Here is a 15,582-nt window from a genome sequence, read left to right as displayed (position 1 = left end):
CCTTCGCATTGTTACGACGCAGGGACTGGACAGTCGGTTGGTGGGTAGATGACTGTGGGTCGCGACCGCGCTGGACGGGGAGAGGACACCGATGAAGCTCCGATATGTGCTGGGCAGCGTCATGCTGATCGTTCCGATGGCAGTGGTTGCCGTGATCCCACCGGCGACCGCGGCAACGCCGGCGGACCCGGCGGCAGCACAAGGCAAGGCCTCGGCGAAGATCCCGTCGATGTTGCGCGACGCCGCGACGCTGGCCGCGAAGAAGCAATCGGGCGTGCAGGCCCGCTCACTGGGCGTCGACGGCAGCCGCCTCGGGGTCCAGGTGTACGCCGCCGCGCCGGTCACCGGGCAGCAGCAGGCCGACCTCACCGCGCTCGGCGTCTCGGTCCTCAAGAACTCCGCGGATTTCCCGGCCGTCACCGGCGCCGATCTCCCCAGCACCGGCCTGGTCTCCGCCACGGTCCCGTACGACAAGCTGGACGCCGTGGCGGCACTCGGCTGGGTGACGGCCCTGCGCCCGTCCCTGCGGCCCGCCGTCGACGTCGGCCCGATCACTGCCGAGGGTGTCCAGCTCCACAAGGCCGACCTGGCCCAGGCTCGCGGACTGACCGGAAAGGGTCAGAAAGTCGGCGCGATCTCCGGCGACGTCGACCACATCGCCGACGCGATCGCCGCGGGTGAGCTGCCAGCGGACGTGCAGGTGTTGCAGCAAGCCGCGTCGTACGTGAACGACGAAGGCACCGCGATGCTGGAGCTCGTCCACGACCTCGCGCCGGGTGCCAAGCTCGCGTACGCCAGCACGCAGGACACCACCGCGCAGTACGTCGAGGCGTTCCACACGCTGGCCAACGCCGGTGTCACGATGATCACCGAGGACATCGCGCTCGACGACGAGCCGGCCTTCCAGCAGGGCATCGGCGCCGCAACGGCCGAGGCGCTCGCCAAGCACGGCATCTGGGTCAGCTCCTCGGCCGGGAACCTCGGCAACCGGCACGCGCCCCGGGTGACGGCCACCGGAACCGGCACCGGCCCGGACGGCGCTGTCGGCCCGTTCAACGGCTGCCCGAACGCCCCCGACAACGTGGTGAAGCTCCGCGGCGCCGACACGACGTACGACCTCAACCTGCTGCCGGGCGCGTCGATCCTGCCGACGCTGCAGTGGAGTGAGCCGCGCGCCGTGTACCCGACCGCGGGACAGGGCGGGTTCACCGACCTCAACCTGTACCTGATGGATGCCGCCGGTACGACGTGCCTCGCGGCGAGCAACGCCGTCCAGGCGAACGGGGTCGGCGACACCATCGAGCAGTTCATCTACGAGAACACGACCGCGGTGGCGCAGCCCGTCAAGCTGGTGGTCGACGTCCAGGGCACCTCGACCGCGCGCAAGGCCCCGATCCTCGACCTGCGCTGGCGGGCCCTGTCGGCCGGCGTACAGACGATCGACCCGCCGGAGCGGGCCGGTTCGATGAACCCCGACTCGAACTACACCTTCTTCGCCACCAGCGCGGGCGCGGTGAACTCGAGCGTGTCCACCGACCCGAAGACCTCGCCGCTGGAGGCGTTCAGCGCCGCGGGTCCGACGCAGCTCGTCACCACGACCCGCTGCCCGGGCGGCCAGCCCGGTCCGTGCCGCGGCATCCCGGGTGGGGGCGCGCTGAACTTCGCGGCGCCGAACTGGCTCGCGGCCGACGGTGAGTCGGTCAGCGGTGCGGGCGGCTTCGGCTCCGGGACGTGCCCGACCACGACGCAGGGCGGCTGCCGCTTCTTCGGTACGTCGGCCTCGGCGCCGACCGCTGCCGGCGTGGCTGCCTTGACCCGGCAGGAGTTCGGCGGCCGCCTATCACCGATCGCCCTGAACGCGATCCTCTCCGGCCGCGCCATCGACCGCAGCGAACCCAGCACCGGAGCAGGAGTCCTGAGCGCCCGATGAATTGGAGCGCCCGATGAATTAAGAAGCTGTAGTGGTCTGATTGAGTGCAAATTCAGTACTCGTATTGATGGACCGAGGCTGCCGTCGCCGGAAAGGATGGCGGCATGACTACACGTTTCGGGGTCTTCGTACCGCAGGGCTGGAAGATGGACCTGGCCGGCATCGCCGATCCGATCGAGCAGTGGGAGGCGATGACCGACGTCGCCAAGCGGGCCGACGAGCAGTCGTGGGACTCGATCTGGCTGTTCGACCACTTCCACACGGTGCCGGAGCCGAGTGACAACACCACCTTCGAGTGCTGGAGCGCGACCGCGGCGCTGGCCCGCGACACCAAGCGGGTGAACATCGGCCAGATGGTCGGCTGCAACGGGTACCGCAACCCGTCGCTGTACGCCAAGATCGCGTCCACCGTCGACGTCGCCAGCCACGGCCGCCTGTACGCCGGAATCGGCGCGGGCTGGTACGAGCACGAGTGGAAGGCGTACGGCTACGAGTGGACCGACACCCCGCAGCGGATGGCGGCGTTCCGCGAGGCGACCGAGATCATCTACAAGATGTGGACCGAGGACAAGCCGGTCTACAACGGCAAGTACTACTCGATCGATGCCCCGATCAACGAACCCAAGGGCGTCCGTAAGCCGCACCCGAGCTTCTGGATCGGTGGCGGCGGCCCGAAGGTGACGCTGAAGCTGGTCGCGCAGTACGCCGACGCCGCGAACATCGGCGGCGGCAACCCGGAGCTGTTCAAGGAGAAGGCCGACATCCTCCGCGGCCACTGCGAGAAGCTCGGCCGGAACTACGACGACATCATCAAGTCGACGAACTTCAACGTGTTCCCGATCGACAAGGGCGACGACCCGCAGAAGGCGACCGAGAAGGCGCTCGGCCCGATGAACCGGGAGAAGTTCGACCGGGACAACTTCGTCGCCACCGAGGACGAGATCGCCGACAAGGTCGAGGCGGTCCTCGAGGCCGGCGCGAACTACGTCATCTTCTACGTCCCCGGCGTCGCCTACGACCTGGATCTCCTGGAGCGGGTCGAGAACGTCGCGAAGCGCTTCGCCTGACTTTGAGAACCCACCAACCACTTTTCGTCGCCGTTCGTGGTTGGTGGGTTCTCAAAGTGGCTGGTATCGGTCATGGCGGATGTAGGTCAGGGGTAATAGTGGACCGGGGCTGAGGGCAACTGCGAGGGTCGCTACGACGGCCTCGCGTGGGTCGGGGCGTCGGGAGGTTTCCCCCTGTGATGTCTCGAATGTCCCGGTCCGCGGTCGGCCTGCTCGCCGCGGTGGTCGCCGGTTCCCTGCTGCTGACGACCACCACGGCGATGGCCGGCCCGCCCGACGTACCGGCCGGCCCCACGGCGTCCGATTCGGCGACCAATCCGACGCCCGGCGCGAGCAGCAAGCGGATCACGCTGGTCACCGGCGACGTCGCCGAGCTGACCACGAGCTCCAACGGTCAGGTCTCGGCCCGCCTGCTCGACGACGAGCCGTACTACTTCGGCACGTTCGACGGAGACCTCACCCTGGTCCCGGCCGACGCCTACCCGCTGCTCTCCGCGGGCCGCCTCGACAAGCGCCTCTTCAACCTGACCGAGCTGGCGGCGCAGGGGTACGACGACGCTAGCAACGCTAGCCTTCCGCTCCTCCTGACGGCGCCGGCCACCCTCCGCAGCGCGCCGAGTACGCCGGCTGCTGCGACGTACCGCCGTACCCTCGCAAGCGTCGGAAGCACCGCGGTGACCGTGCGGAAGGCCGACGCGAAGACGTTCTGGGACGGCATCAGCGGCCCGACCACGTTCAAGTCCAGCCAGGTGACGAAGATCTGGCTCGACGGGCGCACCCACGCCACGCTCGACCAGTCCACGAAGCAGATCGGCGCCCCGACCGCCTGGAAGCAGGGGTACGACGGCCACGGCGTGAAGGTCGCTGTCCTCGACACCGGGTACGACGCCGGCCACCCCGACCTCGCCAAGCAGGTCGTCGCGTCGGAGAGCTTCATCCCCGATCAGGCGGTCCAGGACCTGCACGGCCACGGCACGCACACCGCGTCGATCGTCGCCGGTCTCGGTACGGCGTCCGACGGCAAGCGGAAGGGTGTGGCACCGGGCTCGGAACTGCTGATCGGCAAGGTGCTCGACAACAGCGGCGGTGGGTACGACTCTGAGGCGATCGCCGGCATGGAGTGGGCCGTCCAGCAGGGCGCGAAGGTCGTCAGCATGAGCCTCGGCGGCCTGCCCTCCGACGGCACCGACCCGATGAGCGAGGCCGTGGACCGGCTGTCGAAGTCGAGCGGCGCGCTGTTCGTGATCGCGGCCGGCAACTCCGGCGCCGAGGAAACCGTCGGATCTCCCGGTTCCGCCACCGAGGCGCTGACCGTCGGCGCGGTCGACCGGGACAACAGCCTGGCGAACTTCTCCAGCCGCGGCCCGCGGATCGGCGACGGCGCCCTGAAGCCCGAGGTGACCGCTCCTGGCGTGGAGATCGCCGCCGCGCGTGCCGCCGGCACCGAGCAGGGCCACATCCTCGGCCAGTACTACACAGCCATGAGCGGTACGTCGATGGCGACGCCGCACGTCGCCGGTGCGGCCGCGATCCTCGCGCAACGGCACCCCGACTGGACCGGCCCGCAACTGAAGGCCGCGCTGGCCACGACGGCTGTCCCGTCGGCCGGCGCCCGCACCGACCAGCAGGGCCTCGGCCACGTCGACATCCCGAACGCGCTCGACCCGAAGGTCCTCCCGGACACCGCCAACCTGTTCTTCGGTGATCTGTCCTGGACCGGCTCGACCGCCCCCGCGCCGGTCACCCGCACGGTTGCCTACCGCAACAACTCGAACCGCTCGGTGACGCTCACCCTGGCGGTCGACGCACAGTCTCCGGCGGGGGTGGAGGCCGGGCTGACGGTGAGCCCAGCCCGGCTGACCATCCCCGCCGGTGGTACGGGGTCTGCGACGGTCACCCTTGACCTCGCCAAGACCCAGCCCGCCAAGTACGCCGGTGTGCTGACGGCTCGCGCCGGCGCCACGTCGTACCGGACCGGCCTCGGGTTCGCGGCCGACGGGCGGCTGAACCAGGTGACCGTGAAGGCGATCGGCCGCGACGGACAGCCCGCGACCACCAAGGCCGGTGCGAGCGGCGTCCAGCTGTGGAACCAGGACACCGGCGACGTCAGCGCGATCGCGTTCGACGAGACCGGCAGCCGCACGCTCGACGTACCGACCGGCCGCTACAGCGTCATGGCGTACGCCGTCGGCGGCGATGAGGCGGACTGGGCGAACTCGATCACGCTGCTCGGCGATCCGGACGAGTGGATCGGCACCGACCGGACGTTCACGTTCGACGCCCGGACTGCGCACAAGGTGACGATCAAGACACCGCGGCCGGCCGACGCGCAGAGCATCGGGATCGCCTGGCACCGCAAGGTCGGTGACCGGGACGCCGTCTCCGGCTGGGCGTACAACGGCACGGTCGCCAACGGCGTCTACGTGCAGGACTTCGGAAAAGTTGCCAATGGCACCTTCCAGGTCGTGCAGCGCTGGGACCTCGCACAACCGAAGCTGACCGTCGACATCGCCGGCACCCGGCTGTCCACGTTCCGCGAGGGAGCGCAGCGGACCGTGTACGTCGGGAACGAGAGCCTCCCGCTCTACAACGGCGGCGACGGCACCGCGGCCGAGCTGACCGGCGCCAAGGACGCCGCTGTGCTGATCCGCTGGGGCGGCTTCAACAAGACGGCCGCACAGGTCAAGGCCGCGAAGGCCGCCGGCGCCAAGGTGGTGTTCCTCTACAACGAAGCACCCGGTTTCTGGTCGACCGGTACCGAGCAGGGCGTTCCGCTCTACCTGCTGCGATCCGACCAGGGCAACCAGTTGCTCGGCGAGCTGGCGAAGGGTCCGCAGTCCGTGCAGCTGAAGGGCCTGCTCGACAGCACCTACCGGTACGACGTCGCGATCGGTCCGTCGGTCGTGAAGGGCGCGCTGACGTACGACGTCGCGAAGATGCGCCCGGCCGTGGTGACCACGGACTTCCAGCAGAACGACGCGTTCTGGCTGCACCGGGACCAGCGGATCGCGCACCTTCCGGGGATCTCTACCGGCCTGACGTCGTCGCGGTTGGTGGCCGGTGCGGTGAAGCGGACCGACTACCTCGTGACCGACCAGAAGGGCGTCACCTGGGACGAGAAGACGTCCGCGGGGGAGTGGAACGAGACCGGCTTCGAGTCGACGATCACGCGGTCCTACCGGCCGGGCGAGCAGGTCACGCGCGGGTGGTGGGAGTCGATCACGCGTCCCGCCGTACCGGGGCTGTCGGATGCGCCGGGTGACGAGGCGCAGGGCTGGCCGCCGGCGCGGTTCGAGAACGCGTTGCGGATCGCGATTCCGCAGTACGTGAGCGGTGACCGGACCACGTTCGGCTGGGGCGACCGCGGTGACGTGACGAGCATGAAGCTGAGCAGCAACGGTGTCGAACTGGGCAGCAAGAACTGGTCGGTCGCGCAGTTCACCGTCCCGGAACGCGCCGCGTGGTACGACCTGACGCTGGACCAGACGCGTGGCCCGAACAGCTGGGCGAAGACCTCGACGTCGACGCACACCCAGTGGCACTTCCTCTCGGTGCCGACCAAGAGCCGCGCCGTACTGCCGCTCGTTCAGGTCGACTACAAGCACACCAAGGGCTGGCTCGAGCTCACCCCGCGCTACCAGCCGGGTGTGCGCGGCGTCGGGATCTTCCGGACCACGGCGGAGATCTCGTACGACGGGAAGACCTGGAAGAAGCTGTCGCTGCGCGGGATCGGCACGGTCCGCGCGCAGGTACCGGCCGGCGCGTACCCGAGCATCCGGGTGACCGCGACGGACCTGATCGGCAACAGCATCACCCAGACGATCGACCGCGCCTGGGCGAGCTGAACGTTAAAAAGAGGCGACGCCACGAAGCGGGGGGATTGCTTCGTGGCGTCGCCAGGGGCGCGCCAAGGGAGGGGTGGGGCTGGCGCGCCGGTCCAGTAGGGATCAGCTCCCGAGGATGCCTCCACCGAGGATTCCCAGGAGTCCAAGGGCGGACAGCAGGCCACGGATGACCTGGTCGACAGCCTTGGCGCCACCGGTCTGGTAGGCGGTCACGCAGTTCTGCAGCTGGGTCTGGGTCGGCTTGGTGATCGTCACCTTCGCCATCTCGGACTGGCAGTACGTCGTGGCCTTCTGCAGCTCGGTCAGCGTGCTGCCGACCGTGCCGACGATGACCCCGACGGCCGTGGTCAGGCTGGTGAGACCCGGCTTCTGCGTGGTCGTGGTCGGAACCGTCGGCTTGGCCGTGGTCGGCTTCGAGGTGGTCGGCTTGTCCGTCGGCGTTGCCGTCGGACGGCTGCTCGGAGTCGCCGTCGGCGTCGCGGTCGGCTTGTCCGTCGGCTGGTCGCCGTCCCGCTCGTCGGTCAACGTCGGGGTCGGCGTGGCCGTTGCCGTCGGCGTCGGGATGTCGATCGCCTCCGGCAGGTCCTTGTCCGACGGGGCGTCGATACCCGGGTCGTCGATCTGGTCGCCGGCCTGGTCCACGTCGTCACCCGCGGTGCCGTTGCCGACCGCGATCCAGCTGCCGCCGGCGTACGCCTTCGCGATGCTGACCACGAGGTCGACGTACTGCTGCGAGTGGTTGTAGCGCAGGACCGCGGAGTTCAGGTCGCCGGCCTTGGACAGGTCGGTCTTGCCCGAGCAGAGGTACACCCCGGTCGACATCGCCGCGTCGTCGATGTCCTGCGGGTTCCGCACGCCGTCGCCGTCGCCGTCCACTCCCATGGCCCGCCAGGTGCCGGGGATGAACTGCATCGGGCCGACCGCGCGGTCGAACGCGCCGTCACCGTCGAACGAACCCGCGTCGGAGTCGGAGATCCGGGCCGTCCCGGACGATCCGTCCAGCCGCGGGCCGAAGATGCCCGGGACCGCGACGCCCAGCGAGTTCAGCGCGTTGCCGCCGAAGCGGCCGTGGTTGGACTCGACCCGGCCGATCGCGGCCACCAGTGTCCACGGCAGATGGCACGCCGGGTCCACCTGGGCCAGCACCTGCTGGGCCCGGGAGTACGCCTTGAGCGCGGCGTTCGGGATGCCGTTGCGGGACAGTCCCGAGACCACCTGAGTCGGTTGCTCGCCAGGGTCGACGCCGTGGCCGACCACACCTGACACCGGCACGTTGGCCGGGAAGGCGATCGGCTGCTTCGGTACGACGACCGGGTTGCCTCCGGACAGACCGTTCTCCAGCGACGCCGTAGCGATCGCGGGGTCGTCCGTAGCACTGACGGTGAACGCGCTCGCGAACAGCGCCAACGGGATCAGCGGCGCCACCTGACGCCACCCGCTACCCGTGGCGCGGCGCTTGCCCTTCGCCATCGATGATTCCCCTCCGTGACTCATCGACCAGCCCGGCCCCACGCTGCGGACAGTCTTTGTGTCTTGTGTCGGTTGCCGTCGTAATAGGTCTAACGTCCGCCCCGTTGCGTGGGTTACGTTTCGAACGCAGACCGTGTACGTGCGGTCACCCGGGTACCCATACTGGCGCGTAACAAAGCGCCTGTGAACCCCTTGCGGACGATCGGGTGCTGAAAAGCGCCCTGCCCTGCCGGTCGGGGCGCCGGACCGGTCGGGGAGAATGGCGGCCGTGCCAGCACCCACCGAACACTCCGCCGAACTCTTCGCCAGAGCCTCCACAGTGACCCCGGGCGGGGTCAACTCTCCGGTCCGCGCGTTCCGCGCCGTCGGCGGCGTACCGCGTTTCATGGCCTCCGGTGACGGATGTCACATGACCGATGTCGACGGCAACCGCTATCTCGACCTGGTCAGCTCCTGGGGCCCGCTGCTCCTCGGCCACGCCCATCCCGAGGTGATCGCCGCCGTCCAGGCCGCCGTCGGCCGCGGTACGTCGTACGGGACGCCGACCGAGACCGAGGTCCTGCTCGGCGAGGAGATCGTCGGGCGGACGCCGGTGGACAAGGTCCGGTTGGTGTCGTCCGGGACCGAGGCGACGATGTCCGCGCTCCGGCTGGCCCGCGGGTTCACCGGGCGCGCCAAGATCGTGAAGTTCGCCGGCTGCTATCACGGTCATGTGGACGCGCTGCTGGCCCAGGCCGGTTCCGGCGTCCTCACGCTGGGCATCCCCGGTACACCGGGAGTCACCGAGGCGACCACGGCGGACACGATCGTGCTGCCGTACAACGACCAGGCCGCGGTCGCCGCCGCGTTCGCGGAGTACGGCGACCAGATCGCGGCCGTGATCACCGAGGCGTCGCCCGGCAACATGGGCGTCGTTCCGCCGCGGGACGACTTCAACGCGTTCCTCGCCCGGATCTGCACGGAAAACGGTGCACTTTTCATTTCCGACGAGGTCATGACCGGCTTCCGGATCACCCGCTCCGGCTGGTACGGCGTCGACGGCGTACGCCCGGACCTGATGACGTTCGGCAAGGTGATGGGCGGCGGCTTCCCGGCCGCGGCGTTCGGCGGTCGCGCCGACGTGATGTCCCACCTCGCGCCGGAGGGCTCGGTCTACCAGGCCGGCACGCTGTCCGGGAACCCGATCGCCACGACCGCCGGACTGACCACGCTGCGGCTGGCGACCGACGAGGTGTACGCCAAGCTCGACGAGACCTCCCTGACCATCCAGCGCCTGGTATCGACCGCGCTGGACAAGGAAGGTGTGCCGCACGTCATCTCGGCGGCCGGGAACCTCTTCAGCGTCTTCTTCGTGGAGTCCTCGGAGGGACCTGCCGAGATCCGGGACTTCACCGGAGCCAACGCCCAGGTGCTGCCCCGGTTCACGGCGTTCTTCCATGCCATGCTGGACGCCGGTGTCTACCTGCCACCGAGCGCGTTCGAGGCCTGGTTCGTCAGCGCCGCCATCGACGATGACGCGCTGGCCGAGCTCGAGTCCGCCCTGGCTCCAGCGGCTGCCGCGGCGGCCGCCGTACAGAACTGAAGGGACAGCGGTGACCGAAACGACGGTCGTGCACCTGATGCGTCACGGCGAGGTGCACAACCCGACCGGCGTGCTCTACGGCCGGATCCCCGACTTCCACCTGTCCGAGCTCGGCCGCGCGATGGCCGACCGGGTGGCCGAGCACGTCAAGGGCCGCGACATCGTGCACCTGGTCAGCTCGCCGCTCGAGCGCGCCCAGGAGACGATGGAGCCGATCGCCGAGGTGTTCGGCCTGACGCCGGACATCGACGAGCGGGTGATCGAGGCGGCGAACCTGTTCGAGGGCAAGAAGTTCGGCGTCGGCGACGGCGCGCTGCGCAACCCGAGCGCCTGGTGGTTGCTGCGGAACCCGTGGAAGCCGTCCTGGGGTGAGCCGTACCAGCAGCTCGTCCGGCGGATGCGGGACGCGATCGAGACCGCCCGGCAGAAGGCCGCCGGTCACGAGGCGTTGATCGTGTCGCACCAGCTGCCGATCTGGATCGTCCGGTCGGCGATCGAGGGCCGCCGGATGTTCCACGACCCGCGCAAGCGGCAGTGCAGCCTGGCCAGCCTGACCTCGTTCACCTTCCACGGCGAAGACATCGTCTCCGTCGGCTACTCCGAACCGGCCAAAGACCTACTTCCCGTGAAGAACCCCAAGAAGTTCGTGGGTGGGGCGTAATGAAGGAAAGAAAAAGAGGGTGGGAAGTGGGAGTCAAGAACCCCAAGAAGTTTGTCGGAGGGGCCTGATGCGCCGGGCTGTTGTTCTGGTGGCTGGTCTGTTGCTCGCGGTCACCGCTTGCTCGTCCGGTCAGCAGGCAGCGCAGAACCGCCAGGGCCAGTCGGGGTTCGTGAGCGGCAACGGCAACGTGTCGACGTTCGCCGCGGCCGACCGGAAACCGGCGCCGGAGCTGACCGGCAAGACGCTCGACGGAAAGACCTGGACGCTGTCCGAGCAGACCGGCAAGGTCGTCGTACTGAACGTGTGGGGTTCGTGGTGCCCGCCGTGCCGCAAGGAAGCGCCCGAGCTGGTCGCGGCGTCGAAGGAGCTCGGTTCCGCGGTGCAGTTCATCGGACTGAACACCCGCGACCTCGACCCGGCGCAGGCGAAGAAGTTCGTCCAGGAGTTCGGGGTCCTGTTCCCGAGCATCTACGACCCGAACGGCAAAGCGCTGCTGCGGTTCCGCGGCCAGATCTCGTCGAAGGCCATCCCGACCACGCTGGTGATCGACAAGAACGGCAAGGTCGCCGGCCGCGTCGTCGGTGAGGTCACCAAGCAGACCTTGCTCGGCATGGTGAAGGACGCCGGTTGAGCTGATGGGTGAGTGGTTCGCCTCGTCGATGACGGGCTCGATGCTGGTGGCACTGCCGATCGCGGTGCTGGCCGGTGCGATCTCGTTCTTCTCGCCGTGCGTCGTGCCGCTGCTGCCCGGCTATCTGTCCTACGTCACCGGCCTGTCCGCGGCCGAGCTCGGCTCGGACAAGCGCGGCCGGATGCTCGCCGGTACAGCGTTGTTCGTCGCCGGGTTCTCGGCGGTGTTCATCCTCACCGGCGTGGTGTTCGGTAAGGCGGGCGACCTGCTGATCGACCACCAGACCACGATCACGCGGGTGCTCGGCGCGCTGACCGTCGTACTGGGGCTGGTCTTCCTCGGCGGGTTCGGGTTCCTGCAGAAGGACCTGCGGGTGCACCGGGTCCCGGCGGTCGGGATCGCGGCGGCGCCACTGCTCGGCGTACTGTTCGGATTCGGGTGGACACCTTGTATCGGTCCGACGCTCGGGACCGTGATGACGCTGGCCACCACCGAGGGCAGCACCGGACGCGGAGCGACGCTCGCGCTGGTGTTCAGCCTCGGGTTGGGGATTCCGTTCATCGTGGCCGCGCTGGCGTTCCGGCGGATGCTGTCCGCGGTGGCGTGGGTCCGCAAGCACCAGCTGCTGGTGATCAGGATCGGCGGCGTACTGATGATCGCGGTGGGACTGCTGCTGCTGACGGGAGTGTGGGATGCGATGACCGCGGACCTGCGGCAGTGGGTCGCCAACTTCGGATCGGCGGTCTGAGATGACTGAGATCAAGGACCGGATCGCCGCGGCCTCGGGCCCGGAGGAGCCGTCCGGACCGCCGGCGCTCGGCCTGGTCGGCTGGCTGCGCTGGACCTGGCGGCAGTTGACGTCGATGAAGACCGCGCTGGTGCTGCTGTTCCTGCTGGCGCTCGGCGCGGTGCCGGGATCGCTCGTCCCGCAGACGGCGATCGACCCGATCAAGGTCTCGGACTTCCTCACCGCGCACCCGAAGCTCGGTCCGCTCTACGACAAGCTCGGCCTGTTCGACGTCTACAAGTCAGCGTGGTTCTCGGCGATCTACCTGCTGCTGTTCATCTCACTGATCGGCTGCGTCGTACCGCGGCTGTCCGTGTACGTGAAGGGTTTGCGGGCCAGGCCGCCGAAGCCGCCGCGCAACCTGAACCGCCTGCCCGGGTACCAGCGTTTCGAGCTCTCCGAAGCCGGTGACGTCCTCGAGGTCGCGACCCGCGAGCTGCGCAAGCGCCGGTTCCGGGTGCAGACGTACGACGGCGCGGTCGGCGCGGAGCGCGGATACCTGCGCGAGGCCGGCAACCTGCTCTTCCACTTCTCGCTGATCCTGGCGCTGGTCGGGGTCGCCTGGGGTTCGCTGTTCGGCTACCGCGGCAGCGTACTGGTTGTCGTGGGCAACGGGTTCTCCAACTCCGTCGCGCAGTACGACGATTTCACGCCGGGACGCGCGTTCAGCGGTGACGACGACCTGCCGCCGTTCTCGCTGACCGTGAAGGACTTCGAGGTGAAGTTCCAGGAGGACGGTCCGCAGAAGGGCGCGGCGCGGGAGTTCAAGGCGCAGCTGGACTACCAGCAGACGCCGGACGCGCCCGAGCAGTCGTACGAGCTGCAGGTCAACCATCCGCTGAAGCTCGACGGGAGCAGCGTCTACCTGCTCGGCCACGGGTACGCCCCGCGGGTGACGGTTCGCGACGGGCAGGGGAACGTGGCGTTCTCCGGACCGGCGCCGTTCCTGCCGCAGGACAGCAACTTCTCGTCGTTCGGTGTGGTCAAGGCGCCGGACGCGCGACCGATGACGCTCGGGTTCGAAGGCTTCTTCCTGCCGACCTCGTACATCGGTCCGAACGGGCCTGTGTCGGTGTTCCCCGACGACCTGAACCCGGAGCTGGTGATGACCGGGTACTACGGCCGGCCGCAGCCGGAGACCGGGAAGCCGGAGTCGGTGTACCAGCTGGACAAGTCGAAGCTGACGCAGTTCCAGCAGAACGGCGACAAGTGGCGGTTCCAGCTCGCGCCGGGGCAGAGCGCCCAGCTGCCGGACAAGGCCGGGTCGATCACGTTCGACGGCTACAGCCGGTGGGTGAAGCTGCAGATCAGCCACACTCCGGGGACCGGGCTCGCGCTGGCGGGCATCTCGCTGGCGATCCTCGGCCTGATGGGTTCGTTGTTCATCCATCCGCGCCGTACCTGGGTGCGGGTCCGCGAAGAGGACGGGCGTACCGTTGTCGAGGTCGCCGGTCTGGACCGCGGCCCTGAGCGCGGGCTCGGCGACGAGATCCAGGCCATCACCACAGCTTTGAAACCCGCCAGCTCGAGCACCGAGGAGCAGTCATGAGCCCGGAGAGCTACGCACAAGTCTCCAACTTGCTGATCCCGACGGCCACGGTGATCTACGCCCTCGCGATGGTCTCCCACGCGATGGAGTGGGCCCTCGGCCGCGCTGCGGTCGCGAAGACCGTTGCGGTGAAGGAAGAGGTGCTGGTCGCGTCCGACGGGGCAACAGTCTCCGGCGGCGTTGGCGACGTACCCGATGCTCCTGCTGTTGAGGAGCCGGCGTCCGAGCGGCTTGATGCGGCCAGCCGGATCGGGCTCTTGCTGACCTGGTTGGGCTTCGTGCTCCACCTGGGCGGTGTGGTCACGCGTGGCCTCGCGGCGGAGCGCGTGCCGTGGGGCAACATGTACGAGTTCTCCATCACGGCGTCGCTCGCGGTGGCGATCGTGTACCTGATCTTCGTGCAGCGCTACAAGCTGCAGTACCTCGGGCTCGGCGTGACGTTCGTGATCGCCGCCGTCCTCGGTCTGGCGTCGCTGGCGCTGTACACGCCGGCCGGTCCGCTGGTTCCGGCGCTGCACTCGTACTGGCTGGTGATCCACGTGTCCGCGGCCGCGATCTCCGGTGGCGCGTTCACCGTCGGCGGCCTGGTCTCGGTGCTGTACCTGGTCAAGGCCCGCGCCGAGCGCCGCGTGCTGGCGGGCGGCACGATGTCCGCCTCGCTGCGCCGCCTTCCGAGTGCCGAGGTGATGGACGGTACGGCGTACAAGGTGCTGGCGTTCGCGTTCCCGCTGTGGACGTTCGGCGTCCTGGTGGCCGGGCCGATCTGGGCCGAGCACGCCTGGGGCCGGTACTGGGGCTGGGACCCCAAGGAGGTCTGGTCGCTGGTGACCTGGGTGGTGTACGCCGCCTACCTGCACGCCCGCGCGACCGCGGGCTGGCGGGGCCGCCGGGCCGCGACGATCGCGATCGTCGGCTGGTTCGTCTTCATCTTCAACTTCGTCGGGGTGAACCTGCTGGTCTCCGGCCTGCACTCCTACGCCGGGGTCTGACATGAAGGAGTTCGGGATCTACACCGGCCTGCGGGCGGCCCTGTTCGCCGTCTGCCTGGCGGTGCTGTGGTTCGCCCTACGCACCTGGCTGTCGATCTGGCCGATCGCGCTGCTGGCCCTGATCGTCTCGTCGATCCTGTCGATCTTCGTGCTGCGCGCCGCCCGCGACCGCCTGGCCGGCAAGATCGAAACCCGCGCCACGAAGATGACCACCCGCCTCGAGCAGGCCCGTTCCGCCGAGGACGACGACTAGCAGGCAGTCCCCGCCTGAACCCGCCGTACCAGTGGCTGACTGGTACGGAGAGTGATCTATGCCACGAGCGAATTTCGGGCAAAATCATTTGTGCATTCCTTCACATGAGTCGTAACGTGGTGGATGAAACGGAACCGTTTCGTTCTATCCGTGATTTTGTAGCTACTCAGGGTGATGACGGTGGATGCAGCAGGCGTGCGGCAGCGGCCGCGGGTCGAAGGCGGGCGTGAGGAGGAGATCCTCGACGCGACCGTGGCGGTGGTGGCCGAGCTCGGCTACGACCGGCTGACCATGGACGCGGTGGCGACGGCGGCGAAGGCCAGCAAGGCCACGCTGTACCGGCGCTGGTCCACCAAGGCCGAGCTGGTCGTCGACGCGATCAGCCGGGCGAAGGGCTGCCCGATGCCGGAGGACGTCGACACCGGCAGCCTCCGCGGCGACCTGATCTCGATGGCCTGCGGCGACGGCGGCTTCACCGACGAGCTGCCGATGTCGGTGGTCGCCGGCCTGCTCACCGCCCTGCACCGCGACGCCGACCTGCAGAAGGCCTTCCGCGAGCGCTTCATCGGGCCGCGGACCGAAGTGACCAACAAGGTGTACGAGCGGGCCGTCGAGCGCGGCGAGATCGCACCGGACGTCGACGTCGCCCTGCTGTCGGTGACGCTGCCCGCGGTGATCATCCACCACGCCTACATCCTCGGCATCGAGCCGACCGACGATCTGATCCTCCGAGTGATCGACAACGTGATTCTGCCTGCGGCGCGGGGGCCGCAGGTGAGCTGACCGGTGAGGGGCCGGTCCGCGATTCAACCAGGCAA

Annotated in this window: 12 protein-coding genes; 11 read left to right on the top strand and 1 reads right to left on the bottom strand. The window is 68.9% G+C overall.

Annotation, left to right across the window (positions count from 1 at the left end; genetic code table 11):
• The first annotated feature begins 91 nt into the window (after positions 1 to 91).
• The 3 genes from OHB24_RS06930 (at position 92) to OHB24_RS06920 (ending at position 6,842) form a co-directional block, all read left to right on the top strand.
• Positions 92 to 1,930: a S8 family serine peptidase gene (locus OHB24_RS06930; protein ID WP_327638105.1), complete on the top strand. Its 1,839-nt coding sequence runs from the start codon at positions 92 to 94 to the stop codon at positions 1,928 to 1,930.
• Between the two features lie 104 nt (positions 1,931 to 2,034).
• A complete protein-coding gene (locus OHB24_RS06925) occupies positions 2,035 to 2,997 on the top strand; it encodes an LLM class F420-dependent oxidoreductase (RefSeq protein ID WP_327638104.1) in 963 nt (320 codons plus the stop codon).
• Between the two features lie 188 nt (positions 2,998 to 3,185).
• Positions 3,186 to 6,842: a S8 family peptidase gene (locus OHB24_RS06920; protein ID WP_327638103.1), complete on the top strand. Its 3,657-nt coding sequence runs from the start codon at positions 3,186 to 3,188 to the stop codon at positions 6,840 to 6,842.
• Positions 6,843 to 6,944: 102 nt separating this feature from the next.
• On the opposite strand, the gene OHB24_RS06915 is transcribed toward OHB24_RS06920, so the two are convergent.
• Positions 6,945 to 8,312, bottom strand: coding sequence for a lytic murein transglycosylase (locus tag OHB24_RS06915; protein ID WP_327638102.1), 1,368 nt, complete (start codon positions 8,310 to 8,312; stop codon positions 6,945 to 6,947).
• A gap of 259 nt (positions 8,313 to 8,571) precedes the next feature.
• On the opposite strand from OHB24_RS06915, the gene hemL reads away from it, so the two are divergent.
• The 8 genes from hemL to OHB24_RS06875 all read left to right on the top strand — a co-directional run bounded on the left by hemL (position 8,572) and on the right by OHB24_RS06875 (position 15,547).
• Positions 8,572 to 9,894, top strand: a complete 1,323-nt coding sequence (gene hemL, locus OHB24_RS06910) for a glutamate-1-semialdehyde 2,1-aminomutase (protein WP_327638101.1) — start codon at positions 8,572 to 8,574, stop codon at positions 9,892 to 9,894.
• A 37-nt stretch (positions 9,895 to 9,931) separates the two neighbouring features.
• Entirely contained in the window at positions 9,932 to 10,555 is a 624-nt protein-coding gene (locus OHB24_RS06905; protein WP_327641026.1) for a histidine phosphatase family protein, read from the top strand.
• A 67-nt stretch (positions 10,556 to 10,622) separates the two neighbouring features.
• The gene (locus tag OHB24_RS06900) at positions 10,623 to 11,186 is read left to right on the top strand and encodes a TlpA family protein disulfide reductase (protein ID WP_327638100.1); all 564 of its coding nucleotides are present in this window, start codon (positions 10,623 to 10,625) and stop codon (positions 11,184 to 11,186) included.
• Positions 11,187 to 11,190: 4 nt separating this feature from the next.
• A complete protein-coding gene (locus OHB24_RS06895) occupies positions 11,191 to 11,934 on the top strand; it encodes a cytochrome c biogenesis CcdA family protein (RefSeq protein ID WP_327638099.1) in 744 nt (247 codons plus the stop codon).
• Position 11,935: 1 nt separating this feature from the next.
• Positions 11,936 to 13,522 carry a cytochrome c biogenesis protein ResB gene (gene resB / locus OHB24_RS06890; protein ID WP_327638098.1) on the top strand — a complete coding sequence of 529 codons (1,587 nt, stop codon included), beginning with the start codon at positions 11,936 to 11,938 and terminating at the stop codon, positions 13,520 to 13,522.
• Positions 13,519 to 14,511: a c-type cytochrome biogenesis protein CcsB gene (ccsB, locus tag OHB24_RS06885; protein ID WP_327638097.1), complete on the top strand. Its 993-nt coding sequence runs from the start codon at positions 13,519 to 13,521 to the stop codon at positions 14,509 to 14,511. The genes resB and ccsB overlap by 4 nt, the downstream gene beginning before the upstream one ends.
• A 1-nt stretch (position 14,512) precedes the next feature.
• Positions 14,513 to 14,764: a DUF4229 domain-containing protein gene (locus OHB24_RS06880; protein WP_327638096.1), complete on the top strand. Its 252-nt coding sequence runs from the start codon at positions 14,513 to 14,515 to the stop codon at positions 14,762 to 14,764.
• A gap of 180 nt (positions 14,765 to 14,944) precedes the next feature.
• Entirely contained in the window at positions 14,945 to 15,547 is a 603-nt protein-coding gene (locus OHB24_RS06875; RefSeq protein ID WP_327638095.1) for a TetR-like C-terminal domain-containing protein, read from the top strand.
• Positions 15,548 to 15,582: the final 35 nt, after the last annotated feature.

The sequence above is a fragment of the Kribbella sp. NBC_00482 genome (assembly GCF_036013725.1).
GTDB lineage: Bacteria > Actinomycetota > Actinomycetes > Propionibacteriales > Kribbellaceae > Kribbella.
The sequence above is the reverse complement of the archived record's forward strand: the minus strand, read 5'-3'. Positions and strand labels throughout refer to the sequence as shown.

Coding starts and splice junctions, on each gene's coding strand:
- OHB24_RS06930 (WP_327638105.1), top strand. CDS start 92: ATGAAGCTCCGATATGTGCTGGGCAGCGTCATGCTGATCGTTCCGATG.
- OHB24_RS06925 (WP_327638104.1), top strand. CDS start 2,035: ATGACTACACGTTTCGGGGTCTTCGTACCGCAGGGCTGGAAGATGGAC.
- OHB24_RS06920 (WP_327638103.1), top strand. CDS start 3,186: ATGTCCCGGTCCGCGGTCGGCCTGCTCGCCGCGGTGGTCGCCGGTTCC.
- OHB24_RS06915 (WP_327638102.1), bottom strand. CDS start 8,312: ATGGCGAAGGGCAAGCGCCGCGCCACGGGTAGCGGGTGGCGTCAGGTG.
- hemL (WP_327638101.1), top strand. CDS start 8,572: ATGGCGGCCGTGCCAGCACCCACCGAACACTCCGCCGAACTCTTCGCC.
- OHB24_RS06905 (WP_327641026.1), top strand. CDS start 9,932: ATGCGTCACGGCGAGGTGCACAACCCGACCGGCGTGCTCTACGGCCGG.
- OHB24_RS06900 (WP_327638100.1), top strand. CDS start 10,623: ATGCGCCGGGCTGTTGTTCTGGTGGCTGGTCTGTTGCTCGCGGTCACC.
- OHB24_RS06895 (WP_327638099.1), top strand. CDS start 11,191: ATGGGTGAGTGGTTCGCCTCGTCGATGACGGGCTCGATGCTGGTGGCA.
- resB (WP_327638098.1), top strand. CDS start 11,936: ATGACTGAGATCAAGGACCGGATCGCCGCGGCCTCGGGCCCGGAGGAG.
- ccsB (WP_327638097.1), top strand. CDS start 13,519: ATGAGCCCGGAGAGCTACGCACAAGTCTCCAACTTGCTGATCCCGACG.
- OHB24_RS06880 (WP_327638096.1), top strand. CDS start 14,513: ATGAAGGAGTTCGGGATCTACACCGGCCTGCGGGCGGCCCTGTTCGCC.